The 26373-nt window shown below is 71.1% G+C and carries 23 protein-coding genes; 17 read left to right on the plus strand and 6 right to left on the minus strand.

Annotated features, from left to right (window positions below; genetic code table 11):
* The first annotated feature begins 93 nt into the window (after positions 1-93).
* The 4 genes from ACWDZ4_RS09115 to serA all read left to right on the plus strand — a co-directional run bounded on the left by ACWDZ4_RS09115 (position 94) and on the right by serA (position 5475).
* A complete protein-coding gene (locus ACWDZ4_RS09115; RefSeq protein WP_451507775.1) occupies positions 94-1953 on the plus strand; it encodes an acetolactate synthase large subunit in 1860 nt (619 codons plus the stop codon).
* A gap of 26 nt (positions 1954-1979) precedes the next feature.
* The gene (ilvN, locus tag ACWDZ4_RS09120; protein WP_069933100.1) at positions 1980-2507 is read left to right on the plus strand and encodes an acetolactate synthase small subunit; all 528 of its coding nucleotides are present in this window, start codon (positions 1980-1982) and stop codon (positions 2505-2507) included.
* Between the two features lie 101 nt (positions 2508-2608).
* Positions 2609-3610: a ketol-acid reductoisomerase gene (ilvC, locus tag ACWDZ4_RS09125; protein ID WP_451507776.1), complete on the plus strand. Its 1002-nt coding sequence runs from the start codon at positions 2609-2611 to the stop codon at positions 3608-3610.
* A gap of 272 nt (positions 3611-3882) precedes the next feature.
* Positions 3883-5475, plus strand: coding sequence for a phosphoglycerate dehydrogenase (gene serA / locus ACWDZ4_RS09130; RefSeq protein WP_451507777.1), 1593 nt, complete (start codon positions 3883-3885; stop codon positions 5473-5475).
* 196 nt (positions 5476-5671) lie between these two features.
* On the opposite strand, the gene ACWDZ4_RS09135 is transcribed toward serA, so the two are convergent.
* Together ACWDZ4_RS09135 and ACWDZ4_RS09140 are read right to left on the minus strand one after the other, a co-directional pair.
* Positions 5672-6265, minus strand: coding sequence for a peptidase inhibitor family I36 protein (locus ACWDZ4_RS09135; RefSeq protein ID WP_451507778.1), 594 nt, complete (start codon positions 6263-6265; stop codon positions 5672-5674).
* A gap of 295 nt (positions 6266-6560) precedes the next feature.
* Positions 6561-7697: a PucR family transcriptional regulator gene (locus ACWDZ4_RS09140; RefSeq protein ID WP_451507862.1), complete on the minus strand. Its 1137-nt coding sequence runs from the start codon at positions 7695-7697 to the stop codon at positions 6561-6563.
* A 173-nt stretch (positions 7698-7870) separates the two neighbouring features.
* Between ACWDZ4_RS09140 and ACWDZ4_RS09145 the strand changes: the two genes are divergently transcribed.
* Both ACWDZ4_RS09145 and pruA read left to right on the plus strand, forming a co-directional pair.
* Positions 7871-8797, plus strand: coding sequence for a proline dehydrogenase family protein (locus tag ACWDZ4_RS09145; RefSeq protein ID WP_451507779.1), 927 nt, complete (start codon positions 7871-7873; stop codon positions 8795-8797).
* A 57-nt stretch (positions 8798-8854) separates the two neighbouring features.
* On the plus strand, positions 8855-10486 hold the full coding sequence (gene pruA, locus ACWDZ4_RS09150) for an L-glutamate gamma-semialdehyde dehydrogenase (RefSeq protein WP_451507780.1): 1632 nt from the start codon (positions 8855-8857) through the stop codon (positions 10484-10486).
* 108 nt (positions 10487-10594) lie between these two features.
* On the opposite strand, the gene ACWDZ4_RS09155 is transcribed toward pruA, so the two are convergent.
* Positions 10595-11434: a DUF1206 domain-containing protein gene (locus ACWDZ4_RS09155; protein WP_451507781.1), complete on the minus strand. Its 840-nt coding sequence runs from the start codon at positions 11432-11434 to the stop codon at positions 10595-10597.
* A 195-nt stretch (positions 11435-11629) separates the two neighbouring features.
* Between ACWDZ4_RS09155 and ACWDZ4_RS09160 the strand changes: the two genes are divergently transcribed.
* Entirely contained in the window at positions 11630-12685 is a 1056-nt protein-coding gene (locus ACWDZ4_RS09160; protein ID WP_451507782.1) for a S1 family peptidase, read from the plus strand.
* Between the two features lie 6 nt (positions 12686-12691).
* On the opposite strand, the gene ACWDZ4_RS09165 is transcribed toward ACWDZ4_RS09160, so the two are convergent.
* The gene (locus ACWDZ4_RS09165) at positions 12692-12997 is read right to left on the minus strand and encodes a hypothetical protein (RefSeq protein WP_451507783.1); all 306 of its coding nucleotides are present in this window, start codon (positions 12995-12997) and stop codon (positions 12692-12694) included.
* A gap of 275 nt (positions 12998-13272) precedes the next feature.
* Here ACWDZ4_RS09165 and ACWDZ4_RS09170 point away from each other — a divergent pair, with 275 nt between their 5' ends.
* On the plus strand, positions 13273-13845 hold the full coding sequence (locus ACWDZ4_RS09170) for a GNAT family N-acetyltransferase (protein ID WP_451507784.1): 573 nt from the start codon (positions 13273-13275) through the stop codon (positions 13843-13845).
* Between the two features lie 275 nt (positions 13846-14120).
* Positions 14121-14246: a hypothetical protein gene (locus tag ACWDZ4_RS09175; protein WP_093798864.1), complete on the plus strand. Its 126-nt coding sequence runs from the start codon at positions 14121-14123 to the stop codon at positions 14244-14246.
* Between the two features lie 30 nt (positions 14247-14276).
* On the opposite strand, the gene ACWDZ4_RS09180 is transcribed toward ACWDZ4_RS09175, so the two are convergent.
* On the minus strand, positions 14277-14696 hold the full coding sequence (locus ACWDZ4_RS09180; RefSeq protein ID WP_451507785.1) for a hypothetical protein: 420 nt from the start codon (positions 14694-14696) through the stop codon (positions 14277-14279).
* A gap of 127 nt (positions 14697-14823) precedes the next feature.
* Here ACWDZ4_RS09180 and ACWDZ4_RS09185 point away from each other — a divergent pair, with 127 nt between their 5' ends.
* Both ACWDZ4_RS09185 and ACWDZ4_RS09190 read left to right on the plus strand, forming a co-directional pair.
* Positions 14824-15900: a 3-isopropylmalate dehydrogenase gene (locus tag ACWDZ4_RS09185; protein WP_451507786.1), complete on the plus strand. Its 1077-nt coding sequence runs from the start codon at positions 14824-14826 to the stop codon at positions 15898-15900.
* A gap of 225 nt (positions 15901-16125) precedes the next feature.
* Positions 16126-17214, plus strand: coding sequence for a branched-chain amino acid aminotransferase (locus ACWDZ4_RS09190; RefSeq protein ID WP_451507787.1), 1089 nt, complete (start codon positions 16126-16128; stop codon positions 17212-17214).
* A gap of 77 nt (positions 17215-17291) precedes the next feature.
* On the opposite strand, the gene ACWDZ4_RS09195 is transcribed toward ACWDZ4_RS09190, so the two are convergent.
* Positions 17292-18734: a cytosine permease gene (locus ACWDZ4_RS09195; RefSeq protein ID WP_451507788.1), complete on the minus strand. Its 1443-nt coding sequence runs from the start codon at positions 18732-18734 to the stop codon at positions 17292-17294.
* A gap of 140 nt (positions 18735-18874) precedes the next feature.
* Between ACWDZ4_RS09195 and ureA the strand changes: the two genes are divergently transcribed.
* The 6 genes from ureA (at position 18875) to ACWDZ4_RS09225 (ending at position 26331) form a co-directional block, all read left to right on the plus strand.
* A complete protein-coding gene (gene ureA / locus ACWDZ4_RS09200; RefSeq protein WP_451507789.1) occupies positions 18875-19606 on the plus strand; it encodes an urease subunit gamma in 732 nt (243 codons plus the stop codon).
* On the plus strand, positions 19603-21291 hold the full coding sequence (locus ACWDZ4_RS09205) for an urease subunit alpha (RefSeq protein WP_451507790.1): 1689 nt from the start codon (positions 19603-19605) through the stop codon (positions 21289-21291). Before ureA ends, ACWDZ4_RS09205 begins: the two co-directional genes overlap by 4 nt.
* An 18-nt stretch (positions 21292-21309) precedes the next feature.
* Entirely contained in the window at positions 21310-22341 is a 1032-nt protein-coding gene (locus tag ACWDZ4_RS09210; protein WP_451507791.1) for an agmatine deiminase family protein, read from the plus strand.
* A gap of 43 nt (positions 22342-22384) precedes the next feature.
* Positions 22385-23011: a TetR/AcrR family transcriptional regulator gene (locus ACWDZ4_RS09215; RefSeq protein ID WP_451507792.1), complete on the plus strand. Its 627-nt coding sequence runs from the start codon at positions 22385-22387 to the stop codon at positions 23009-23011.
* Between the two features lie 288 nt (positions 23012-23299).
* Positions 23300-24901 carry a citramalate synthase gene (gene cimA, locus ACWDZ4_RS09220; RefSeq protein ID WP_451507793.1) on the plus strand — a complete coding sequence of 534 codons (1602 nt, stop codon included), beginning with the start codon at positions 23300-23302 and terminating at the stop codon, positions 24899-24901.
* 107 nt (positions 24902-25008) lie between these two features.
* Complete coding sequence (locus ACWDZ4_RS09225; RefSeq protein WP_451507794.1) at positions 25009-26331, plus strand: hypothetical protein; 1323 nt, start codon at positions 25009-25011, stop codon at positions 26329-26331.
* The last annotated feature ends 42 nt before the right edge of the window (positions 26332-26373 follow it).

Genomic DNA, 26373 nt, shown 5'->3' on the forward strand with positions numbered 1-26373 from the left:
GCGCGCTCCCCTCGCTTGCCTCACGGCACGGGGGGTTTTTTGTTGCACTGGCACTCCCCAAACCCTCGCAAAACCCTCAGCTTCGAGAAGAGAATGCCGATGACCGAGCAGGCCTCCGGGGCCCACCATCCGCAGCCGCGGCCCCGCAACGGCGGAAACCGCGCCACCGCTGTCGAGCACGTGACGGGCGCCCAGTCGCTCATCCGCTCTCTCGAGGAAGTGGGCGCCGACACGGTATTCGGCATTCCCGGCGGCGCCATCCTGCCGGCGTACGACCCGCTGATGGACTCCACGAAGGTCCGCCACGTCCTGGTCCGCCACGAGCAGGGCGCGGGTCACGCGGCGACCGGTTACGCCCAGGCCACCGGCAAGGTCGGTGTGTGCATGGCGACTTCGGGTCCCGGCGCGACGAACCTGGTCACGCCGATCGCCGACGCCCACATGGACTCCGTCCCCATGGTCGCGATCACCGGCCAGGTCGCCTCCAAGGCGATCGGCACGGACGCCTTCCAGGAGGCGGACATCGTCGGTATCACGATGCCGATCACCAAGCACAACTTCCTGGTCACCAAGGCCGAGGACATCCCGCGCACCATCGCCGAGGCCTTCCATATCGCCTCGACGGGCCGCCCGGGCCCGGTCCTGGTCGACATCGCCAAGGACGCCCTCCAGGCGAAGACCACGTTCAGCTGGCCGCCCGGCCAGGACCTGCCCGGCTACCGCCCGGTCACCAAGCCGCACGCCAAGCAGATCCGCGAGGCCGCCAAGCTGATCGTCCAGGCCAAGCGACCGGTCCTGTACGTCGGCGGCGGCGTCATGAAGGCGAACGCCACCGCGGAGCTGAAGGTCCTCGCCGAGCTCACCGGCGCCCCCGTCACCACCACCCTGATGGCGCTGGGCTCCTTCCCCGACAGCCACCCGCTGCACGTGGGAATGCCGGGCATGCACGGAGCGGTCACCGCCGTCACCGCGCTGCAGCGGGCCGACCTGATCGTCGCCCTCGGAGCCCGCTTCGACGACCGCGTCACCGGCAAGCTGGACAGCTTCGCCCCGTACGCCAAGATCGTCCACGCCGACATCGACCCGGCCGAGATCGGCAAGAACCGGGCCGCGGACGTGCCGATCGTCGGTGACGCCCGCGAGGTCATCGCCGACCTGGTCCAGGCCGTCCAGGCCGAGCACACCGAGGGCCACACCGGTGACTACACCGCCTGGTGGCACGACCTCAACCGCTGGCGCGAGACCTACCCGCTCGGCTACGACCTGCCGGAGAACGGGCAGCTCTCCCCGCAGCAGGTCATCCAGCGCATCGGACAGCTCGCCCCCGAGGGCACGATCTACGCCGCGGGCGTCGGCCAGCACCAGATGTGGGCCTCGCACTTCATCCAGTACGAGCAGCCCGCCACCTGGCTCAACTCCGGCGGCGCGGGGACGATGGGGTACGCCGTCCCGGCCGCCATGGGCGCCAAGGCCGGCATGCCGGAGCGTACGGTCTGGGCCATCGACGGCGACGGCTGCTTCCAGATGACCAACCAGGAACTCACCACCTGCGCGCTCAACAACATCCCGATCAAGGTCGCGATCATCAACAACGGCGCGCTCGGGATGGTCCGCCAGTGGCAGACCCTCTTCTACAACCAGCGCTACTCCAACACCGTGCTGCACAGCGGCCCGGACGCCGACGGCAGGCAGCCCAGCGCCGGCACCCGCGTCCCGGACTTCGTGAAGCTGTCCGAGGCCATGGGCTGCCACGCGATCCGCTGTGAGGACCCGGCCGATCTCGACAAGGTGATCGCCGAGGCCAATGCCGTCAACGACCGTCCGGTCGTGGTCGACTTCATCGTGCACGAGGACGCCATGGTCTGGCCGATGGTGGCCGCCGGCACCTCCAACGACGAGGTCATGGCCGCCCGCGGGGTCCGCCCCGACTTCGGCGACAACGAAGACGACTGAGCAGACGAGAGAGAGACTCAACGCCCATGTCCAAGCACACCCTCTCCGTCCTGGTCGAGAACAAGCCGGGCGTCCTCGCCCGGATCACGGCCCTGTTCTCCCGCCGCGGGTTCAACATCGACTCCCTCGCGGTCGGTACCACCGAGCACCCCGAGATCTCGCGCATCACCATCGTGGTGAACGTGATCGAGGCCCTGCCGCTGGAGCAGGTGACGAAGCAGCTGAACAAGCTCGTCAACGTACTGAAGATCGTCGAACTCGAGCCCGGCGCCGCGATCCAGCGCGAGCTCGTCCTCGTGAAGGTGCGGGCCGACAACGAGACCCGCTCGCAGATCGTCGAGATCGTCCAGCTGTTCCGCGCCAAGACCGTCGACGTCTCCCCCGAGGCCGTGACGATCGAGGCGACCGGCGGCGCCGACAAGCTCGAAGCGATGCTCAAGATGCTGGAGCAGTTCGGCATCAAGGAGCTCGTCCAGTCCGGCACGATCGCCATAGGGCGCGGCTCCCGGTCGATCACCGACCGCAGCCTGCGGGCCCTCGACCGCTCGGCCTGATCCCGCTCCGATCCCGCTGTTCGTATAGCGAGACCCGAAATCCTTCATTCCGCACCCCGCCGTACGGTGGGACGCACCACCAGCACACAAGGAGAATCCCAGTGGCCGAGCTGTTCTACGACGACGATGCCGACCTGTCCATCATCCAGGGCCGCAAGGTCGCGGTGATCGGTTACGGCAGCCAGGGCCACGCCCACGCGCTGTCGCTCCGTGACTCGGGTGTCGACGTCCGCGTCGGTCTGCACGAGGGCTCCAAGTCCAAGGCGAAGGCCGAGGAGCAGGGCCTGCGCGTGGTCACGCCGGCCGAGGCCGCGGCCGAGGCCGACGTCATCATGATCCTGATCCCGGACCCGATCCAGGCCCAGGTCTACGAGGAGTCCGTCAAGGACAACCTGAAGGACGGCGACGCGCTGTTCTTCGCCCACGGCTTCAACGTCCGCTTCGGCTTCATCAAGGCCCCGGCCGGCGTCGACGTCGCGCTCGTCGCCCCCAAGGGCCCGGGCCACCTGGTCCGCCGTCAGTACGAGGAAGGCCGCGGCGTTCCGGCGATCGCCGCCGTCGAGCAGGACGCCACCGGCAGTGCCTTCGCGCTGGCCCTCTCGTACGCCAAGGCCATCGGCGGCACCCGCGCGGGCGTCATCAAGACGACCTTCACCGAGGAGACCGAGACCGACCTGTTCGGTGAGCAGGCCGTGCTCTGCGGCGGTGCGTCGGCGCTCGTCAAGGCGGGCTTCGAGACCCTGGTCGAGGCCGGCTACCAGCCGGAGATCGCGTACTTCGAGTGCCTGCACGAGCTGAAGCTCATCGTGGACCTCATGTACGAGGGCGGCCTGGAGAAGATGCGCTGGTCGGTCTCCGAGACCGCCGAGTGGGGCGACTACATCACCGGCCCCCGCATCATCACCGACCAGACCAAGGCCGAGATGAAGAAGGTCCTCACCGAGATCCAGGACGGCACGTTCGCCAAGAACTGGATGGACGAGTACCACGGCGGTCTGAAGAAGTACAACGAGTACAAGACGCAGGACTCCGAGCACCTGCTGGAGACCACAGGCAAGGAGCTCCGCAAGCTCATGAGCTGGGTCGACAACGACGAGGCGTAAGTCTCCGGCACGAAGGGCCGCGGCGTATCGCCGCGGCCCTTCGTGCACAACTGGACAGAACGTCCAGCCACGGACGGGTGATCCTTCCGCTGAGGCGGAAGACCACGTACCCGGCGCCACTAGACTGCTTCATACATCCACGCGTCAGGCCCACAGCGTCGTGCGTCTTCCACGCGGCTAGCCCCTCCACCGCCTGCGGCCGTCGGGACGGCCGTCCTCCCCCGTAGCTTTGAGAGCACGGGCGGGGCCCCCATGGACCAGTGAGGACTCACGTGAGCTCGAAACCTGTCGTACTCATCGCTGAAGAGCTGTCGCCGGCCACAGTCGACGCCCTGGGCCCGGACTTCGAGATCCGGCACTGCAACGGCGCCGACCGGGCAGAGCTCCTGCCGGCCATCGCCGACGTGGACGCGATTCTCGTCCGCTCCGCCACCAAGGTCGACGCCGAGGCCATCGCCGCGGCGAAGAAGCTCCGCGTCGTCGCCCGCGCCGGCGTCGGCCTCGACAACGTCGACGTCTCCGCCGCCACCAAGGCCGGCGTCATGGTCGTCAACGCGCCGACGTCGAACATCGTCACCGCCGCCGAGCTCGCCTGCGGTCTGCTCGTCGCCACCGCGCGCAACATCCCGCAGGCCAACACCGCCCTGAAGAACGGCGAGTGGAAGCGCTCCAAGTACACGGGCGTCGAGCTGAGCGAGAAGACCCTGGGCGTCGTCGGCCTCGGCCGCATCGGTGTCCTGGTCGCGCAGCGCATGTCGGCCTTCGGCATGAAGATCGTCGCGTACGACCCCTACGTGCAGCCCGCGCGCGCCGCCCAGATGGGCGTCAAGCTGCTCTCGCTCGACGAGCTGCTCGCGGTGTCGGACTTCATCACCGTCCACCTCCCCAAGACCCCCGAGACGCTCGGCCTCATCGGCGACGAAGCGCTCCACAAGGTCAAGCCCGAGGTCCGCGTCGTCAACGCCGCCCGCGGCGGCATCGTCGACGAGGCCGCGCTGTACTCCGCCCTCAAGGAGGGCCGGGTCGCCGGTGCGGGCCTCGACGTGTACGCGAAGGAGCCCTGCACCGACTCCCCGCTGTTCGAGCTCGACCAGGTCGTCTGCACGCCGCACCTCGGCGCCTCCACCGACGAGGCCCAGGAGAAGGCGGGCATCGCGGTCGCCAAGTCCGTGCGCCTCGCGCTCGCCGGTGAGCTCGTGCCGGACGCGGTCAACGTCCAGGGCGGTGTCATCGCCGAGGACGTACGCCCCGGCCTGCCGCTCGCCGAGAAGCTCGGCCGGATGTTCACCGCGCTCGCGGGCGAGGTCGCGGTGCGCCTCGACGTCGAGGTGTACGGCGAGATCACCCAGCACGACGTGAAGGTGCTCGAACTGTCCGCCCTGAAGGGCGTGTTCGAGGACGTCGTCGACGAGACGGTGAGTTACGTCAACGCGCCGCTCTTCGCGCAGGAGCGCGGTGTCGAGGTGCGCCTCACGACGAGCTCGGAGTCCCCGGACCACCGCAACGTCGTCACCGTGCGCGGCACGCTCTCCGGCGGGGAGGAGGTCTCGGTCTCCGGCACGCTGGCCGGGCCCAAGCACCTCCAGAAGATCGTCGCCGTCGGTGAGCACGACATCGACCTGACGCTGGCCGACCACATGGTCGTCCTGCGCTACCAGGACCGCCCGGGCGTCGTCGGCACGCTCGGCCGCATCCTCGGCGAGGCCGGGCTCAACATCGCGGGCATGCAGGTCTCGCGCGCGGACCAGGGCGGCGAGGCACTGGCCGTCCTCTCCGTGGACGACACCGTTCCGCAGGCGGTTCTCACCGAGATCGCCGAAGAGATCGGCGCGGCCTCGGCCCGCTTCGTGAACCTGGCCGACTGACCCGGCTCTTTCCCACCGTGCCCGGGACGCACGGATGTCTCGTACGAAGAAGGTGTACGAGGCATCCGCGTCCCGGGCACGGTGCTGTCCGGTCCGTATCGCACGACCCCGCCAGGGGGGCGAAGGAGGGGGCAGCGCGAGACCGGACCGGCTCTCAGCCGTCAGCCGTCAGCCGTCAGTCGTCAGCCGTCGGTCGTCAGCACACCCACAGGCCGTCTGCCTTGTCGTTGTTGGCGCTGCCGACGTAGGAACTGGACGACGGGGCGGTGGACGTCCACAGGAGGACCCAGGAACTGCCCGACCAGTTGTAGACGTGAGTCTGGGTGCCACGCGTCTGGTTGTTGTGCCAGGACGTCGTCTTGTCGTTGAAGCTCCAGTTGGCCAGGTTCTCGAAGTTGCAGTCCGACCAGGTCAGCCGGCGTCCGTCGAAGTTCTGGTGCTCGTAGAGGCACGTCCAGGCGTAGCTGCAGTTCGGCGTTCCGAGGGTGCCGACGGGCTCGTTGACCGCGCGGGCCTGCCTCTCACCCGGCAACGGGAACGTCATGACGGCCTTGCCGCCGCGCCAGGCGATCTGGTTGACGCCGATCTGCTTGCCACCGGGCGTGGTGGCGAGCTGCTTGTCGATCTGCTTCTGGAGTCCGGCGGCCTCGCTCTTGCTCAGCCCGGCCTGCTTCACCTCGGACGCGATCTTGGATTCGAGCGTGGTCGACGCGGAGGTCGGGCCGGCCAGGCCCAGAACCGCCATGGCTCCCGCTGTGGCTGTGACGGCGAGCTTGCTTCTGATGCGCATAGGAAGTGCGTTCCCTTCGCTCACGTCGCCCCGGGGTGTCCGGAGCGACGCAAACGCTAGCGACGCGGCCGGTGAGCCTCCAGAGGCTTTCTGGTCGTACGCCCCCTTGCGCGGCGGAAGTCACGGTCGCCGGGAGCGGCGGCGGCGTGGCCGGGGAGAGGGCCGCAGGTCGCGGGGCGGGCCGGAGTGCCGCGCGAGGGGACGGCGCTGTGCGGAGCCGGCTCGTCCGCAGCCGCACGCCGCGCTGTTTGACGTGTACAGAGCCTGTAATGAGCCAACTGGTGATCGACACGCGTCACAGCCGGGCCGCCTTGAGGGACATGTGCAGCAGCAGCCGGTCCTCGCCGTTGTGGAGGTCGAGACCGGTGAGCTGTTCCACACGTGACAGGCGGTAGTAGAGCGTCTGGCGGTGGATGCTCAGCGTGCTCGCGGTGCGGCCCGCCTGGCCCGCGCAGTCCAGGAACACTTCGGCCGTACGGGCCAGTTCGGCGTGCGCGGGCTCCAGCAGCGGGCGTACCGCAGGGTCGACGGGATGGCCGGGTCCGCTGTCGGGGAGCGCGGCCAGCAGGCGGTACGGGCCGATCTCCGACCACTGCGCGACCGGGCCGAGACGGGGCCGCGCCAGGGCCGCGCGGGCCGCGGCCGAGGCTTCCCGCCAGGCTGAGGGCAGCTCGTCCAGCGCGCGTACGGGATTGCCGATGCCGGCGACCGGGCCCGCCGCGGCGAGCAGGCCGCCGGCCGCCAGGCGGACGGGGGAGAGGTCGGCCCGGGTACGGAGCCTGATCAGGGCGGCGAGGCGCGGGCCGGCCGGACCGGGCACCGGGAGCAGACAGAGGGCGGCCGCGCCCGGGACCGTACGCACACCCGGAACGGGCTGCGTCCAGGGGGCGGCGCACAGCAGGGCGTACGGGCCGCCGTCGCCCAGCGCCGTGCCCAGTGCGGCCAGCGCGGAGGCCCGGCTCTCGGCGGACTCCGAGGCGAGCAGGGTCAGCAGGTACGGGCCGAGGTCGGCGCGGGCACGGGCCTCGTCCGCCAGGAGCGCCCCGATCCGCGCGCAGACCTCCATCGCCGGGGCCGGCACGGGCGCCGGCGGGCCCTCGCTCCCGGCGAGCAGCCACACGTAACCGTGGACCGTGCCCCGGTGCCGTACGGGAAGGCAGAGCCGGCCGCGCAGCACCCCGGCCGCGGGGTCGGCGGGGATGTGCACCGGGCTTTCCGCCGTGGCGATGCCGAACTTCTCGAACCAGGCGCGCACCTCGGCCGTCGAGCGGCGGGTGAGGATCGAGCGCGTACGGACCGGGTCCATGGCCGTGTCGTCATCGCTGTCGTGGGCGCCGAACGCGATCAGCCGGAAATCACGGTCCTCCAGCGTCGCGGGGGCGCCGAGCAGCGCCGAGATCTCGTCGACCAGGTCCTGGTAATCGCCTTTCACGCTTCTCATTCTCGCACCCCTTCAGACATTTGTATGAGGTAAGGGCCGGGGATGCGTGACAGCTGTCGATGGTTCACGATTCGAGCAATCCATAGATTTCACGGTGGTTGTCCGTGCCGTGCCGGTCCTTACCGGCCACGGCCCCTTCGAAGTCTTTTCCGTGGAGGTGCCCCGTGCTGGGTCCCGTGATCCTCGCCGCTTCGCGCAGCGACAAAATGCGCCGTTTCGTGTCGGCGGCTCCGGGGACCAAGCAGGTCGTCGGCCGGTTCATCGCCGGCGAGACGGTCGAGCAGGTCGTTCCGATCGTCCAGGACGCCGCCGGCAAGGGGCTGGAAGTCACCCTGGACGTCGTGGGCGAGGACATCACCACGCGCGAGCAGTCCTACGCCGCCCGCGACGCGTACCTGGAGCTGATCGAGCACCTCGAGGGTCTGGGGCTGGGCGAGCGGGCCGAGATGTCCGTGAAGCTGTCGATGTTCGGCCAGGCGCTGGAGGACGGCCACGAGCTGGCGCTCGCCAACGTCCGCCCGGTCGTCGAGGCCGCCGCCGCGATCGGCACCACGGTCACGCTGGACGCCGAGGACCACACCACCCTCGACTCGATGTTCGCCGTCCACGAGGAGCTGCGGAAGGACTTCCCGCAGACCGGCTGCGTGATCCAGGCCTACCTGTTCCGCACCGAGGACGACGCGCGCCGCCTCGCCGCGAACGGCAGCCGCGTCCGTATCGTGAAGGGTGCCTACAAGGAGCCCGCCACCGTCGCGTTCCAGGACAGGGCCGAGATCGACAAGGCGTACGTCCGGATCCTGAAGATCCTCATGGCGGGCGACGGGTACCCGATGATCGGGTCGCACGACCCGCGGCTGATCGCCGTCAGCCAGGAGCTCGCGCGGCGCGCGGGGCGCAAACTGGATGAGTACGAGTTCCAGATGCTGTACGGGATCCGCAGCGAGGAACACGTGCGGCTCGCGGCGGAGGGCCACCGGATGCGTGTGTACACCGCGTACGGCACCGACTGGTACGGCTACTTCATGCGGCGCCTCGCGGAGAAGCCGGCCAACCTGCTGTTCTTCGTCCGCTCGATGATCACCAAGAACTGACCCAGGCTGACCCAAGGGCCGAGCCCTTCCACCCCTCACCAAGGAGTCAAGGACCTCATGGACGCTGTGACCCAGGTCCCCGCCCCGGTCAATGAGCCGGTGCACACCTACGCCCCGGGTTCGCCGGAGCGCGCGCGCCTCGAGGCCAAGCTCAAGGAGCTGGCCGAGAACCCCGTCGACCTCCCGATGACGATCAACGGGGAGAAGCGGATGGGCGGCGGCGAGCGTTTCGACGTCGTACAGCCGCACAACCACAAGGCCGTCCTCGGCACCGCCGCCCACGCCACGCAGCAGGACGCGCGGGACGCGATCGACGCCGCGCTGGCCGCCGCCCCGGCGTGGCGCGCGATGTCCTTCGACGACCGCGCCGCGATCATCCTGCGCGCCGCCGAGCTGCTGGCGGGCCCGTGGCGCGAGACGCTCGCCGCCTCGACCATGCTCGGTCAGTCGAAGACCGTCCAGCAGGCCGAGATCGACACCCCGTGCGAGCTCGTCGACTTCTGGCGCTTCAACGTCAAGTACGCCCGTGACCTGCTCGCCGAGCAGCCGCCGGCGAACGCCCCGGGTGTGTGGAACCGGCTGGACCACCGTCCGCTGGAGGGCTTCGTCTACGCGATCACGCCCTTCAACTTCACCGCCATCGCGGGCAACCTGCCGACCGCTCCCGCCCTGATGGGCAACGTCGTGGTCTGGAAGCCGTCCCCGACGCAGACGCACGCCGCCGTGCTGCTGATGCGGCTGCTGGAGGAGGCCGGGCTGCCCAAGGGCGTCATCAACCTGGTCACCGGTGACGGCATCGAGGTCTCCGAGGTCGCCCTCAACCACCGCGACCTGGCCGGCATCCACTTCACCGGCTCGACCAAGACCTTCCAGTACCTCTGGAAGACGGTCGGCAACAACATCGAGAAGTACCGCACGTACCCGCGCCTCGTCGGCGAGACGGGCGGCAAGGACTTCGTCGTCGCGCACCCGAGCGCCGACCGCGCCGTGCTGAAGACCGCGCTGACCCGCGGCTCCTTCGAGTTCCAGGGCCAGAAGTGCTCCGCGTCCTCGCGGGCGTACGTCCCGGCCTCGATCTGGAACGACGGCTTCAAGGAGGAGTTCGCGGCCGAGGTCGACGCCATCACCATGGGCGACGTCACCGACCTGTCGAACTTCATCGGCGCCGTCATCGACGAGCGTTCCTTCGCCAAGAACAAGGCCGCGATCGACCGCGCCGCCGCCGACCCGACCTGCACGATCGTCGCGGGCGGTACGTACGACGACTCGGTCGGCTACTTCGTCCGCCCGACGGTCATCGCGTGCACGGACCCCTCGAACGAGGTGTTCACGACCGAGTACTTCGGCCCGATCCTCGCCGTGCACGTCTACGAGGACGAGAAGTACGACGCCATGCTGGAGCAGATGGAGTCGGCGTCCGACTACGCGCTGACCGGCGCCGTCATCTCCGGCGACCGCGCTGCCGCCGCGTACACGATGGACAAGCTGCGCTACGCCGCGGGCAACTTCTACATCAACGACAAGTCGACCGGCGCCGTCGTCGGCCAGCAGCCCTTCGGCGGCGGCCGCGCGTCCGGCACCAACGACAAGGCGGGCGCGCCCCAGAACCTCCAGCGCTGGACCCTGACCCGGGCCATCAAGGAGACCCTGGTCCCGCCGACCGACTACACCTACCCGCACCAGGGCTGACCGCCCCGGCGCGCGGCCCCCGGCCGCCCGCGCCGCGAGACCCCGCCCCCGTCCCGGCGCCCACGCCGGACGGGGGCGGCTTCGTGTGGAGCCGGGTGGAGCCGGGGGTCAGATCTTGCGCCAGCGGGCCATCGCGAAGGAGAAGACGCCGAACAGGGCCAGGCCCACGGCTATCAGGGCCAGCAGCCACGGCCCCGCCGGGGTGTCGGCGAAGGAGCGGAGGGTGTCGTCGATGCCCTTGGCCTTGTCGGGTTCGTAGTCGACCGCCGCCTTGACCGCGAAGCCGCCGAGCACGGCGAAGACCGCGCCCCGTGCGATGCCGCCCGCCACACCGGCGACGTCCACGGCCTGGCGGGTGCGGCCCCGCAGCTCGCCCATCTTCAGGTGCTTGTGGTACTTGCGCAGGGCGGCGCGGGCCGCGATCCACACGCCCGTGACCGCGATGGCCAGGCCGCCGACGCCCACGATCCACCGGCCGGCCGGGAGTTCCATCACCCTGGCGGTGACGTCCTCCGACTGCTGGTCGCTCGATCCGCTGCCGCTGCCCCGGGAGCCCGCCGCGAACGACAGCACGGTGTACGCCACGAAGCCGTAGAAGAAGAAACGCGCCAGGGACAGCAGGCGCTTGCGGGGCTTGTGGCCGTCGGGTCCCGCCGCGCCGAAGAAGGCTTCGGAGAGCCGCCACAGCGCCATGCCGACCAGCCCGATGCCCAGCGCCCAGAGCAGGAACGAGCCCAGCGGCCGGCCGGCCACCTCGGAGAGCGCGCCCCCCCGGTCGGCCTCCTGCGTGCCCTGGCCGAACGCGATCCGGAGCGCCAGCACACCGACCAGTACGTAGAGCACCCCGCGCGCCGTGAATCCCCAGCGCGCGGCGGCCTCCAGGGCCGAACTGTCCGACGCGCGGCGGGCCGTGCGCCTGCCGCGACGGGTGAGTGCCCATGCGCCCATGACTTCGCCTCCTTCGTCGCAGTGCGTGTGCCCCGAAGCGGGCGGCGGAACCGGTGGGGGTGCGTGCGGGCGGCCGTCGGGCGGTGACCGGCGGCCGTCGGGCGGTGACGCGGTCTTGTGGATTGGCAATGAGCATGTCAAATTCCTCAACGGTGTTTCCGTTCCCCACGGAGACCTGACCGAGGAGACCCCCCCATGAGACGCACCCTCCGTGCGCGCACAGCCCTGACCGCATTAATGGCCGCCGGCGCCCTCGGCCTCGGCGCGGCCCCGGCCGGCGCCGGGTCCGCCGCCGAAGCCGCCGCGGGCCCGGCGACGTACGCCCTGGACTCCGAGCTCTCCCAGCGGCTCGGCGACGACACCGCGGGCAGCTACATCGACCGCCGCACCGGCGAACTCACCGTCACCGTCACCAGTGACCGCGCCGCCGAGCAGGTCCGCGCGGCCGGTGCCGCGGCGAAGCGCGTGGAGCGAAGCGCCGCGCGGCTGGAGGCGGCCATGGCCGCCCTGGAGACCGGAGCGAAGATCACCGGTACGTCGTGGGGCATCGACCCCCGGACCAACCAGGTCAGCGTCGAGGCCGACCGGTCCGTGTCCGCGCGGGAGATGGCCCGGCTGAAGAAGGTCGCGGACGCGCAGGACGGTGCCGTGCGCGTGTCGCGCGTACCGGGGACCTTCAAGCGCGAGGTGGCGGGCGGCGACGCGATCTACGGCGGCGGATCGCGCTGCTCGGCCGCCTTCAACGTCTCCAAGGGCACCACGCGTTACTTCGTGACAGCGGGCCACTGCACCAACATCACCGCCAACTGGTCGGCGGCCTCCGGCGGTCCGGTGGTCGGCGTCCGTGAGGGCACCAGTTTCCCGACCAACGACTACGGCATCGTGCGGTACACGGACGGCTCGGCTCCGGCGGGCGACGTCAACCTCTACAACGGCAGTCGCCAGGACATCACGTCCGCCGCGAACGCCGTCGTGGGCCAGGCCCTCAAGAAGAGCGGCTCCACCACCAAGGTGACCAGCGGCACCGTCACCGCCGTCAACGTCACCGTCAACTACGGCGACGGCCCCGTCTACGGCATGGTCCGCACCACCGCCTGCTCGGCCGGCGGCGACAGCGGCGGCGCGCACTTCGCCGGCGGGGTGGCTCTGGGGATCCACTCGGGGAGTTCCGGCTGTACGGGGACCAGTGGCTCCGCCATTCACCAGCCGGTGAGGGAAGCCCTGTCGGCGTACGGCGTGAACGTGTACTGACGGCGCTCAGGGGGGGGACGGGTCCCGCGGGGCTCGTCCCCCACCCCGCCCCTTCCCGGAACCGGGCTTTGCCCCGGTTCGGGGACAACGCCCCGCGCCGGCCGGCGGCACCCAGGACGGCAGGGCCGCGGCGAGCGCCGCGACGGCCACCAGCCACAGCGGGGCGAGCGTCAGGGAACCGGCCGGCGCCACCAAGCCGGCCGCGCGGTCGCCGAGTCCGTTGAGCAGCGCCCCGCGCCGTGTCGTACGCCCCGTGTCGCGGGCCGGCGCCCCGTCCAGGTCGGCGCAGCCGAGCCGCGCCACGAGCAGCACCGCGACCGGCAGGGTGGCGACCTGTGCCGGCAGCCAGGGCCGCCGCCGCGCCCGCCGCGCAGACCATGCCGGCCGCGGTGAGGATGTCGGGCGACACCTCGCGGCGGGCGAGCGCGCCGCGGACGCCGCGGAGGCGGGCCGCGTACCGGGGCTTGAGAGCGCAGAGGCCGTTCACGGGGCCAACTCCTCCGCGCGGGGGGCCCGTACGACACGGCGCGGGTACTCAAAAGAGGACTGAGTACCCGGTACGGGCGGGACCTGCGAGAGTGCGGTGCATGGTTGAGCCGATGTCCACCGCCCGGACGCGTCCCGTCCGGGTCCGTACCGCCCACACCGCCGATCTCGCGCCCGCCACGCTCCACGCGGCCCGCGCACTCCTGGACGCCGCTTTCGACGGTGACTTCGGCGAGGACGACTGGGACCACACCGTCGGCGGCGTACACGCCTTCGTCCATGACGAGCAGGGCCTCGCCGCCCACGGAAGCGTCGTCCAGCGCCGGGTCCTGCACCGCGGCCGCTCCCTGCGGACCGGTTACGTCGAAGGGGTGGCGGTGCGGGCCGACCGCCGCAGGCAGGGGCTGGGGGACGCGGTGATGGGGGCGCTGGAGGGGGTGATCGACCGGGCGTACGTACTCGGCGCGCTCTGCGCGTCCGACGACGGCGCGGCGCTGTACGCGGCGCGCGGGTGGCAGGTGTGGTCCGGCCGGATCGCCGCGCTGGGCCCGGACGGCGTCGTACCGCTGCCGGATGAGGAGGGCTCGCTCTATGTGCGGCCGGCGGCCGGGGCCGGGCTCCCCGAACCCGCCGGCGCGCTGTTCTTCGACTGGCGCGACGGCGACCTGCTGTAGGGCTTCGGGGGCCGGCTTCACAGGCTCCGGGCCGGTACCGGCGATGTGCCGAGCTCAGAGCGCTGCCGCCATGATCGCGTCTCAGATAGTAGGAAGTCCGAGTAATTGTGGAGACAGACAGTCCGGTCTCGCTTAGCTTGGAGGAAGCCGAACGTCTCGCTCCATCAGCGAACGGCGGTCGCGAGCCCGTGCCCCATGCAGGTAACCCCTGCGGCATCTGCTCCCCGCCCATTCCGGCGCCCTGAAATCATTCTGATCTCAAGGAGTCGATCATCATGGCCGAGACCGTCCACCGCGTCCGCCACACCCCCCGCTCGAACGAGACCGACCGCAAGCAGGCCGCCGCCGCCCTCCAGCGCGCCCTCGACCGCCGCGACAACGGCGGCGCCACCGGCCACTGAGCCACCGGCGCGCGCCGCGGGCGACCCGGCTCAGCGGCCGCGCCGGATCTCGAAGCAGTCGACGCGCTCGCCCGATGCGGCGAGCGCGGAGACCTTCGGCTTCGGCGACGTACCGGCTTCGGCGACGTACCGGCCCCGCCTCCACCGCGAGGAACGAGAAGCCGGTGCACCGCACCCGCGACCACTCCACTCCACCGTGCCCGGGGCCGGAAGCCGCGCCCTCGTCCGGTGGGGGCTCGCGATGTGGTCGTGGTCGTGGTTACGGTCGTTGCTCTCGTGACGCTCGTGTACGCCCGGCCCGAACCCGTGCAGGTCCTTGCCCGCGCCGCCCGCCGTGACGTACGCGATCCCGCCCCGCGTCGGGTCGGTCGAGGCTCCGGCCGGGACCGGCTCGCCGCCCTTGACGCCCCCGGTCGGCGGGAATCTCCCCGCCACGGGGAGATCGGCCATGCGGGAGAACTTCCCCGGGGCGGCCAACTCCGGCCGCCAGGGAGGGCGAACGGAGTCCGACGAGGCGATGAGTCCGAATGGCGGACACTCGGTGTCAGCGGGTGGGACGCGGGAGTAGGGTGCCGACATGTCTCGCAGCCTCAATCTCGCAGTGGTCCCTGGTGACGGCATCGGCCAGGAGGTCGTGGCCCAAGGGCTCAAGGTCCTCAATGCCGTCCTTCCGCAGGACGTGAAGCTGCAGACCAAGGAGTACGACCTCGGCGCGCAGCGCTGGCACCGCACCGGAGAGACCCTCCCGGACGCGGAGCTCGACTCCCTCAAGCAGCACGACGCCATCCTGCTCGGCGCGATCGGCGACCCGTCCGTGCCGTCCGGCGTCCTGGAGCGCGGGCTGCTGCTGAAGCTGCGGTTCGCCTTCGACCACTTCATCAACCTGCGCCCGTCGAAGCTGTTCCCGAACACCGCGACGCCGCTGGCCGGCCGCCCCGAGATCGACTTCGTCGTCGTGCGCGAGGGCACCGAGGGCCCGTACACCGGAAACGGCGGCTCGATCCGCACCGGTACGGAGCACGAGGTCGCGACCGAGGTCAGCCTGAACACGGCGTACGGCGTCGAGCGCGTCGTCCGTGACGCGTACGAGCGGGCCGACGCGCGTCCGCGCAAGAAGCTGACGCTGGTCCACAAGAACAACGTCCTCGTGTACGCCGGCCACATGTGGAAGAACATCTTCGACAAGGTCGGCCGGGAGTACCCCGAGGTCACCACCGACTACCTGCACGTCGACGCCGCGACGATCTTCTTCGTCACCCAGCCGGAGCGCTTCGACGTCATCGTCACCGACAACCTCTTCGGCGACATCCTCACCGACCTCGCCGCCGCCGTGACCGGCGGCATCGGCCTGGCGGCCTCCGGCAACATCAATCCGACGGGTGCCTTCCCGTCGATGTTCGAGCCCGTCCACGGCTCCGCGCCCGACATCGCGGGCCAGGGCAAGGCCGACCCGACGGCCGCGGTCCTCTCCGTCGCCCTCCTCCTGCGCCACCTCGGCTTCGAGGCCGAGGCCGTCCGTATCGAGGAAGCCGTCTCCGCCGACCTCGCGGAGCGCCCCCACAGCCCCAGGGGCATGGAGGGGACCCCCGCCGGCACCACCACACGCACGACCGACGAAATCGGCGACGCGCTCGCGGTACGCGTAGCGGGCTGACCCGACGGACTCCTCCCACAGCCGCCGGGTCACAGACACCCGGCGGCTGTGCTTTGCCGCGGCCGGGTGGGACCATCGATCCCGGGCCGCACTGCACGCCGTTTCATGCACGCACTCCCACGGGCGATAATCGAACGCGGGGCCGCGGTATGAGGGGAAGCTCGGACGTCCTACTAGAGGCGTGAGCGCGGTCCACCACACACAACCGGTGAAGGACACGCACTCATGACGACGCCCACGATCGAGCTCAAGCCCTCCTCGCACCCGCTGTCCGACGCGGAGCGCGAGGCGATCCTGGCCGACCCCGGATTCGGCCGCCACTTCACCGACCACATGGTCACCATCCGGTGGACCGCGGGCCGTGGCTGGCACGACGCGCAGCTCACGCCGTACGCGCCGCTGTCGATCGACCCGGCCAACATGACCCTGCACTACGCGCAGGAGATCTTCGAGGGCCTGAAGGCCTTCCGCCGGCCCGACGGCACGGTCGCCACCTTCCGCCCCGACGCGAACGCCGAGCGCTTCCAGATCTCCGCGCGCCGGCTGGCGATGCCGGAGCTGCCCGTCGAGACGTTCATCGCGGCCTGTGACGCGCTGGTCCAGCAGGACAAGGCGTGGGTTCCGGCGCACGGCGGCGAGGCATCCCTCTACCTGCGCCCGTTCATGATCGCCAATGAGGTCGGGCTCGGTGTGCGCCCGGCCAACGAGTACCTCTTCATCGTCATCGCGTCGCCGGCCGGCGCCTACTTCCCCGGCGGCGTGAAGCCGGTCTCGGTCTGGCTCTCCGAGAACTACGTCCGCGCCGTCCCCGGCGGCATGGGCTTCGCCAAGACCGGCGGCAACTACGCGGCCTCGCTCCTCGCCTTCGCCGAGGCGGCCGAGAAGGGCTGCGAGCAGGTGGTCTGGCTGGACGCGCTGGAGCACAAGTGGGTCGAGGAGATGGGCGGCATGAACCTGTACTTCGTGTACGGGAACAAGATCGTCACCCCGGAGCTCACCGGCTCGCTCCTCGCCGGCATCACCCGCGACTCACTGCTCCAGCTCGCCCGCGACCTCGGCTACGAGTCCGAGGAGGGCCGGATCTCCACGGAGGACTGGAAGCGCGACACCGAGAACGGCACCCTCACCGAGGTCTTCGCCTGCGGCACCGCCGCGGCCATCACGCCGGTCGGCTCGGTGAAGTCCGAGGGCGCGGAGTGGGTCCAGGGGGACGGGCAGCCGGGCAGGGTGACGATGGAGCTGCGCGAGGCGCTGCTCGCCATCCAGACGGGCAGGGCCGAGGACACCCACGGCTGGACGCACGAACTGGGCTGACACCGCCCGCGCTGGTACGTACGTGAGGCCGCGCCCGGCATCCCTGCCGGGCGCGGCCTCACGCGTACCGCCGCTCCTCACGCGGGAGCGGCGGTCTCGCTCTCGACCTCGGCCACGGGTTCCGCTCCGGTGCGTACGGTCGCCCGCCCCCTCGCCGTCAGTGCCGTGTACGCGACGCCGCCCACCAGCCCCGAGAGGATGAAGCTGCAGTCCACGCCGCCGGTGAGGGCCAGCAGCGGGCCCTCGTAGGCCGTCGTCGAGACCGCCGCCAGGCCGACCGCCGCGCCCAGTGCCCAGGAGGCCGTGGCCCGGACGTTCCAGCCCGACCGGTACCAGTAGACGCCGCCCTTGGCGCGGCGGTTGAAGACCTGGAGGGCGTCCGCGTCGTACTGGCCGCCGCAGCGCACGTACCCGATGAGGGAGATGACCGCCCAGGGGGTGCCGATGGCCGTCAGCAGCAGGACGAAGGACGTCATCGCGGACTGCACCGACCAGGCGAAGGAGCCCACGAACACGAACGCGGTCGCGACGGCGGCGGCGATCACGGTGGCCCGGGTGCGGGTGGCCCTCGGCACGATCGCGTCCAGGTCCAGGCCCATCGAGTACAGCATCAGGCCGGCGTTGCCGACGGACCCGGCCGAGGCCGCCAGCAGCAGCGGGGCCAGGTACCAGACGGGTGCGGCGTCGACGAGCGGTCCGGCGTAGTCGAGGCCGGCGCGGGCGGCCAGCGCGGTGTACGTACCGAACAGCTGCGGGACGAGCAGGCCCAGGAGCAGGCCCAGACAGGTGGCTCCGAGGACCTTGCGGGGGCTGTGGCGGCGCGGCGAGATGTAACGCGTGTAGTCACCGAGCAGCGTGATGAAGGCGACCGGGCCGCTCAGTCCGGCGGCGACGGCCGCGAGCAGCCAGGTGGGCCAGAAGGAGCCGAGCAGGTACGGGGTGTCGGGGGGAGCGGCCGTGGTGAAGTCGCCCGCGTAGGCGAGGACGCCGAGCAGGAGAAGGACGACCATGCCGACGGACAGCACCTTGCTGAGGCTCAGCAGCAGCTTGTAGCCGTACACCGCCGCCACGACCGTGGCGGCCGCCAGCACGGTGTACATCAGGGCGCGGGACGACCCGCTGTCGGGCAGGCCGGTCAGCCGGGACAGCGTCCCGACCATCACGTCGCCGCCGATCCACAGCGTGAGCGCCGTGTAGCCGAGGGAGAGCAGCAGGCCGACGACCGAGCCGACGAGACGGCCGCGTACGCCGAACTGGGCGCCGCTGGAGGTGGAGAGGTTCGTCGCCGTGCGCAGTGAGATCAGCGCCAGCGGTGCGGTGACCGCGATGCCGACCAGGGTGCCGACGATGATCGAGGTCACCGACGGCCACAGGCCCAGGCCGAAGGACGGCGGCAGCCAGCCGAAGACGATGACGCCCAGGCACAGATTCGAGCCGAGGAGGAGGGAGACGAGGTCGCGCGGCCCGCTGGTGCGCTCCTCGTCGGGGATGGTGTCGACTCCGCGCTGTTCTATCGGCATGGCTGGGTCTCCCGGTCCGCCGGACAACAAAGTTTTGAGTGCTGTTCAATGTGACTTAGCTCAAGGTGGTGCGTCAATGTTTCTGACGTATGAACCTGATGGTTAGAGTGAAGTTCTAATCTTCTGGGAGGTGTGGCGGCGTGCGACTGACCCCGACGGAACGCGACCGGCTGCTGCTGTTCGGAGCCGCCGAGCTGGCGCGGGCGCGCCGGGCGCGCGGCCTGCGGCTCAATGTGCCGGAGGCGACCGCGCTCATCGCGGACACGGTGTGCGAGGCGGCCCGCGACGGGCGGCGGCTGGCGGAGGCGATCGAGGCGGCGCGGTCCGTGCTCGGCCCCGACGACGTGCTGCCGGGCGTCGCCGATGTGGTGACCGAGGTGCATGTGGAGGCCGTCTTCGACGACGGCTCCCGGCTCGCGGTGGTGTCGTCCCCGATCGGCGGCGGCGCGACCCTGGGCGACGACGCCCCGGGCGCGGTCCTGCCCGGCCCCGCCGACCCGGAGCCGGAGCCGGCGGTGCGGCTGACCGTGCGCAACACCGCGGCCGTCCCCGTCAGCGTCACCTCCCACTTCCACTTCTTCGAGGCCAACCCGCGCCTCGACTTCGACCGCGCGGCGGCGTACGGCATGCGGCTGTGCGTACCGGCCGGGTCCTCCGTCCGCTTCGATCCGGGCGGCGGGGCCGAGGTCGGCCTGGTCCCGATCGGCGGCGACCGGATCGCGATCGGTTTCGCGGGCCTGGTCGACGGTCCGCTGGACGCGCCCGGCGCCAAGGAGGAGGCCCTGCGCGCGGCGGCGGCCTGCGGCTATCTGGGAGCGCAGGCACCAGGGGGAGCACAGCCCGAAGGGCCCGAAGGAGGAGCTGAGGCATGAGCATCGATCCGCATGAGTACGCCGCCGTGCACGGCCCCCGCGCCGGGGACCGGGTCAGGCTCGGCGACTCCGGGCTGACCGTGCGCGTCGAGTCGGACGCGCAGAAGCCGGGTGAGGAGTTCCTCGCGGGCTTCGGCAAGACCGCCCGCGACGGGCTGCACCTCAAGGCCGCCGCCGTGCGCGAGACCTGCGACGTCGTCATCAGCAACGTGCTGGTCATCGACGTGGCCCAGGGCATCCGCAAGGTGTCGATCGGCATCAGGGAAGGCCGCATCCACGCCATCGGGCGGGCCGGCAACCCGGACACCCTCGACGGCGTGGACGTCGTCGTCGGCACCGGTACGTCGATCGTCTCGGGCGAGGGCCTGATCGCGACGGCGGGGTCGGTCGACACGCACGTCCACCTGCTCTCGCCGCGCATCATGGAGGCCTCGCTCGCCTCCGGCGTGACGACGATCATCGGCCAGGAGTTCGGCCCGGTCTGGGGCGTCGGCGTGAACTCGCCGTGGGCCCTGCGCCACGCCTTCGGCGCCTTCGACGCCTGGCCCGTCAACATCGGCTTCCTCGCGCGCGGCTCGTCCTCCGACGCGGCCCCGCTCGTCGAGGCGCTCGCCGAGGGCGGGGCGTCCGGCTTCAAGGTGCACGAGGACATGGGCGCGCACACCCGCGCCCTGGACACCGCGCTGCGCGTCGCCGAGGACCACGACGTACAGGTCGCCCTGCACAGCGACGGCCTGAACGAGTGCCTGTCGGTCGAGGACACCCTCTCCGTCCTCGAAGGCCGGACGATCCACGCCTTCCACATCGAGGGCTGCGGCGGCGGGCACGTCCCCAACGTCCTCAAGATGGCCGGCGTGCGGAACGTCATCGGCTCGTCCACCAACCCCACCCTCCCCTTCGGACGGGACGCGGTCGCCGAGCACTACGGGATGATCGTCTCCGTACACGACCTCAAGACCGACCTGCCCGGCGACGCCGCCATGGCGCGCGACCGCATCCGCGCCGGGACGATGGGCGCCGAGGACGTGCTGCACGACCTGGGCGCGATCGGCATCACCTCGTCCGACGCGCAGGGGATGGGGCGCGCGGGCGAGACCGTGCGCCGTACGTTCCAGATGGCCGGGAAGATGAAGGCCGAGCTGGGCCCGATGGAGGGCGACGGTCCGGACGACGACAACGCGCGCGTCCTGCGCTACATGGCCAAGCTCACCATCAACCCCGCCATCGCCCACGGCCTCGCCCACGAGATCGGCTCGATCGAGGTCGGCAAGATGGCCGACATCGTGCTGTGGCGGCCCCAGTACTTCGGTGCGAAGCCGCAGATGGTCCTGAAGTCGGGCTTCCCGGCGTACGGCGTCACGGGCGACCCGAACGCGGCGACCGACACCTGCGAGCCGCTCGTCCTGGGCCCCCTCTTCGGCGCGCACGGCACGACCCCCGCCGACCTGTCGGTGGCCTTCGTCGCGCAGGCCGCCCTCGACCAGGGCAACGACCTGATGCCGACCCGCCGGCGCCGCGTCGCCGTGCGCGGCACGCGCGGCATCGGCCCCGCCGACCTGCGCCTGAACTCCCGTATCGGAGAGGTCGGGGTGGACGGGCACAGCGGACTCGTCACGCTCGACGGCGACCCGCTCCGCTCGGAACCCGCCGACTCCGTCTCCCTCAACCGCCTCTACTTCCTCTGATTCCGGTAAGGACCCCCCATGGCTTTCCGTATGCCCGCCGAGTGGGCCCCGCACGAGCGCACCTGGATGGCGTGGCCCGGCCCCAACGTCACCTTCTCCGACGAGGCGGAACTCGCCGCCTCCCGTGAGGCGTGGGCGGGCGTCGCCCGCGCCGTACGTACCTACGAGCCGGTCACCATGGTCGTCGGCCCCGGCCAGGCGGCCGGCGCCCGCGAGCTGCTCGGCCCGGACATCGAGATCGTCGAGCACGAACTCGACGACGCCTGGATGCGCGACATCGGCCCGACCTTCGTCAAGGACGACGAGAGCGGTGAACTGGCCGCCGTGGACTGGGTGTTCAACGGCTGGGGCGCCCAGGACTGGGCGACCTGGGAGCACGACGCGAAGATCGCCGGCATAGTCGCCGATCTCACGGGCGTGCCCACGCTCTCCTCCCCGCTCGTCAACGAGGGCGGCGGCATCCACGTCGACGGCGAGGGCACGGTCCTGCTCACCGAGACCGTCCAGCTCGGCCCCGAGCGCAACCCCCAGTGGACGCGCGAGCAGGTCGAGGCGGAGATCCACGCCAAGCTCGGCACCACCAAGGCGATCTGGCTGCCGCGCGGCCTGACCACGGACTACCCGCCGCACGGTTACGGCACCCTCGGCCACATCGACATCGTCGCCGCGTTCGCCGCGCCCGGTGTCGTCCTCGTCCACACCCAGCCGGACCCGTCCCACCCCGACCACGAGCCCTGCAAGGCGAACGTCGAACTCCTCCGCGCGCAGACGGACGCCAAGGGCCGCCCGCTCAAGGTGATCGAGGTGCCCGCCCCGGCCAAGGTCCAGGTGGACGGCGAGTGGGTCGACTACTCGTACATCAACCACTACCTCTGCAACGGCGGCGTCGTCCTGTGCGCCTTCGACGACCCGCGCGACGAGGAGGCGGCCGAGATCTTCCGCGGCCTCTTCCCCGACCGTACGGTCACGCTCGTCGACGCCCGCGAGATCTTCGCGGGCGGGGGCGGCATCCACTGCATCACCCAGCAGCAGCCCGCGGCGGGCAGCTGATCGGGTAGAACATACGAGTGCCCCATGTGAACGTCCACGCCTCATGACCGGGTCCGCGTCCGGTTCCGCCAAGCCGCCGTCCCGTCGGCGCAACTCCGCCCCGCCCCGCGAGACGATGCTCGCCGCCGCCATGGCGAGCATCGCCGAGCACGGGCTGGAGCGGCTGACCATGGCCGGACTCGGCCGTGAGGTGGGGATGAGCAGCGGGCACCTCCTCTACTACTTCCGCAGCAAGGACGAGCTGCTCCTCCAGACGCTCGAATGGAGCGAGGAGCAGCTCGGCATGGACCGCAGGGCCGCGCTCGCCCGGCAGGTCCCGGTGCGCGAGCGCCTCGACGCGTACGTCGATCTGTACGTGCCGTCGGGGCCCCGCGATCCGCACTGGGCGCTGTGGCTCGAACTCTGGAACCGTTCGCACGCCGTCGACGAGGAGGCCCGCGCCCGCCTTCTCGACATCGAGCTGTCCTGGCACCGGGACCTGGTGGCCCTGCTCGTCGAGGGCGCCTCGCGCGGCGAACTGCGCACGGTCGTCGACGCCGACCGTTTCGCGACCCGGATACGGGCGCTGCTCGACGGCTTCAGCACGCATGTGGCGATGGGGCTGCCGGGTTCGGAGCGGTCCCAGGTCCTCGCCCAGATCGGCGAGTTCCTCGACGAGACGCTCCGCTGAATCAGGCGCCCGCATCGTGAGACGGGAATACCACGCCGCCCCCAACGTGCCAAACTGCCCTCGTGTTCTCGTTCGCCATGATTATGGGCAGCAGGCGCGCCGGTCCCCAGTGACCGCTCCCGTACCACCCCGTACGGCGCGGCCACCGTGCCCCAGACCCGCGCGCAGACCTCTCGCACCCGCGAGAGGTTTTTTCGTTTCCCGGCCCCATCACGGCCGGGGCGAGGCGCGCGCGATGATGGGGGCAAGTGGAGCCAGTCCTTCCACTCGACAGGAGTCCAGACAGTCATGACCACCTCAGGCCCCGACGACAGTTTCCACGTCTTCGACACCACGCTGCGCGACGGCGCCCAGCGCGAAGGAATCAACCTGACGGTCGCCGACAAGCTGACCATCGCCCGGCACCTGGACGACTTCGGCGTGGGCTTCATCGAGGGCGGCTGGCCCGGCGCCAACCCGCGCGACACCGAGTTCTTCGCCCGCGCCAAGGCAGAGATCACCTTCAGGAACGCGCAGCTCGTGGCCTTCGGCTCGACCCGCCGTCCCGGCGCCCGGGCCGAGGACGACCCGCAGGTCGCGGCCCTCCTGGACTCCGGCGCCCCGGTCGTCACCCTGGTCGCCAAGTCCCACGACCGCCACGTCGAACTCGCCCTGCGCACCACGCTCGACGAGAACATCGCGATGGTCCGCGACACCGTCGCGTACCTCCGTGCCCAGGGCCGCCGCGTCTTCGTCGACTGCGAGCACTTCTTCGACGGCTACCGCGCCAACCCCGAGTACGCCAAGTCGGTCGTACGGGCGGCCTCGGAGGCCGGTGCCGACGTCGTCATCCTCTGCGACACCAACGGCGGCATGCTCCCCGCCCAGATCCAGGCCGTCGTCGCCACCGTCCTCGCCGACACCGGCGCACGCCTGGGCATCCACGCCCAGGACGACACGGGCTGCGCCGTCGCCAACACCCTCGCCGCCGTCGACGCGGGCGCCACCCACGTCCAGTGCACCGCCAACGGCTACGGCGAGCGCGTCGGCAACGCCAACCTCTTCCCCGTGGTCGCGGCCCTTGAACTGAAGTACGGCAAGCAGGTGCTCCCGCCCGGCGCGCTCGCCGAGATGACCCGCATCTCGCACGCCATCGCCGAGGTCGTCAACCTCACGCCCTCCACCCACCAGCCGTACGTCGGCGTCTCCGCCTTCGCCCACAAGGCGGGCCTGCACGCCTCCGCCATCAAGGTCGACCCCGACCTCTACCAGCACATCGACCCGGGCCTGGTCGGCAACCACATCCGGATGCTCGTCTCCGACATGGCGGGCCGTGCCTCCATCGAGCTCAAGGGCAAGGAGCTCGGCGTCGACCTGGGCGGCGACCGCGAACTGGTCGGCCGCGTCGTCGCGCGCGTCAAGGAGCGCGAGCTCAAGGGCTACACCTACGAAGCGGCCGACGCCTCCTTCGAGCTCCTCCTGCGCGAGGAGGTCCAGGGCCGCGCCGTCAGCTACTTCCGTACGGAGTCGTGGCGGGCCATCGTCGAGGACCGCCCCGACGGCACCCACGCCAACGAGGCCACGGTGAAGCTGTGGGCCAAGGGCGAGCGCATCGTCGCCACGGCGGAGGGCAACGGCCCGGTCAACGCCCTCGACCGCGCCCTGCGCGTCGGCCTGGAGCGGATCTACCCGCAGCTCGCCAAGCTGGAGCTGGTCGACTACAAGGTCCGCATCCTGGAGGGCAAGCACGGCACGGAGTCCACGACCCGCGTGCTGATCACCACGGGCGACGGTGACGGCGACTGGTCCACGGTCGGCGTCGGCGAGAACGTGATCGCGGCGTCCTGGCAGGCCCTGGAGGACGCGTACACGTACGGCCTCCTGAAGGCGGGCGTCGAGCCGGCCGAGTAGGGAGTCCGGGGCGGGCGGAGGTGCGAACGTGCGGGTGGCTCCACGAGAAGTCACCCGCGGCCCGACGCATCTATCTTAAAAACCACCCATTCGGGTAGATTTTAAGCATGAGGACACGACTGTTCTCCACCTTGTCCGGGCTGCTGCTCTCCGTGGCGGCCGCCGTACTCGCCGTGGCGCCGGGCGCGCAGGCCGCCACGGGGCTGGACGCCGTGGCGGATTCGCTGCGCGCGTCGCCCGTGTACGTCGATCAGCGCGCCAGAGACCAGCTGCCGCCCCGTGAGGCCGAAGCGCTGGAGGAGAAGATCCTCGAGGCCGGAAAGCCGGTCTTCGTCGCCGTACTTCCGCCGAGCGCGGAGTTCCCGGAGGACGGTCTGCTGGCGGACCTGCGGACCAGGACCGGGATCACCGGGGTCTACGCCGTCAGGCTCGGCGACGCCTTCGACGCGGGCGCCGACCGCGCCGTGATGTCGCGCCAGGCGGTCGCCAACCTCACCGCCTCCGTCGAACCGGCGGGCGGCATCGACGCCGTCACCCAGCTGAACACCTTCGTCGACGACGCCATTGAACAGGCCAGGGGCGGTGCCCCCGACACCTGGGACGGCGCCGCGGGGCCGTCGTCCGTCGTCGGTCTGGTGACGTTCGGCCTGGTGCTCGTCGCCGGCTGCGCCGGTGTGATGCTGCTGTCGCGGCGCAATCGCCAGCGGCGGGCGGCGCGGGAGCGGGCCGCGCTGGAGAAGGTGCGGGTGGTCGTCGACGAGGACATCACCGCGTTCGGCGAGACGCTCGACCGCCTCGACTTCCATCCCGCCGAGCCCGGCGCGGACGACGCGATGCGCGCCGACTACGAGCGCGCCCTGGACGCGTACGAGAAGGCCAAGTCGATCATGGCGAAGGCGGCGCGGGCCGAGGACGTCCGCGGCGTCACCGAGGCGCTGGAGGACGGCCGCTTCTCGCTCGCCGTGCTCACCGCGCGCCGCGAGGGCAGGCCGCTTCCCGAACGCCGCCCGCCCTGCTTCTTCGACCCGCGTCACGGCCCCTCCACGGCCGACGCCGACTGGGCCCCGGCCGGCGGCGTCACCCGCAGGGTGCCGGTCTGCGCGGCGGACGCGACCCGGCTGGCCGAGGGTCAGGACCCGATGTCGCGCATGGTCGAGACGGCGGACGGCCGCCGCCCGTACTGGGAGGCGGGTCCGGCGTACACCCCGTGGATAGGCGGCTACTACGGCGGCGGCCTCCTGCCCGGCCTGCTGATGGGCACGATGCTCGGCTCGATGCTCTCCACCCCCGCGTACGCCGACTCGGGCTTCGGCGGTTACGAGGGAGGCGACTTCTCGGGCGGCGACTTCAACGCCGATGACTTCGGCGGCGGAGGCGACTTCGGTGGTGGCTTCGGCGGCGGAGGCGACTTCGGCGGCGGAGGCTTCTGAGACTTCCGGGCTGGGCTTCTGACGGCAAGGCGCTCGGCGGCC

The organism is Streptomyces sp. NPDC003016, assembly GCF_053591455.1.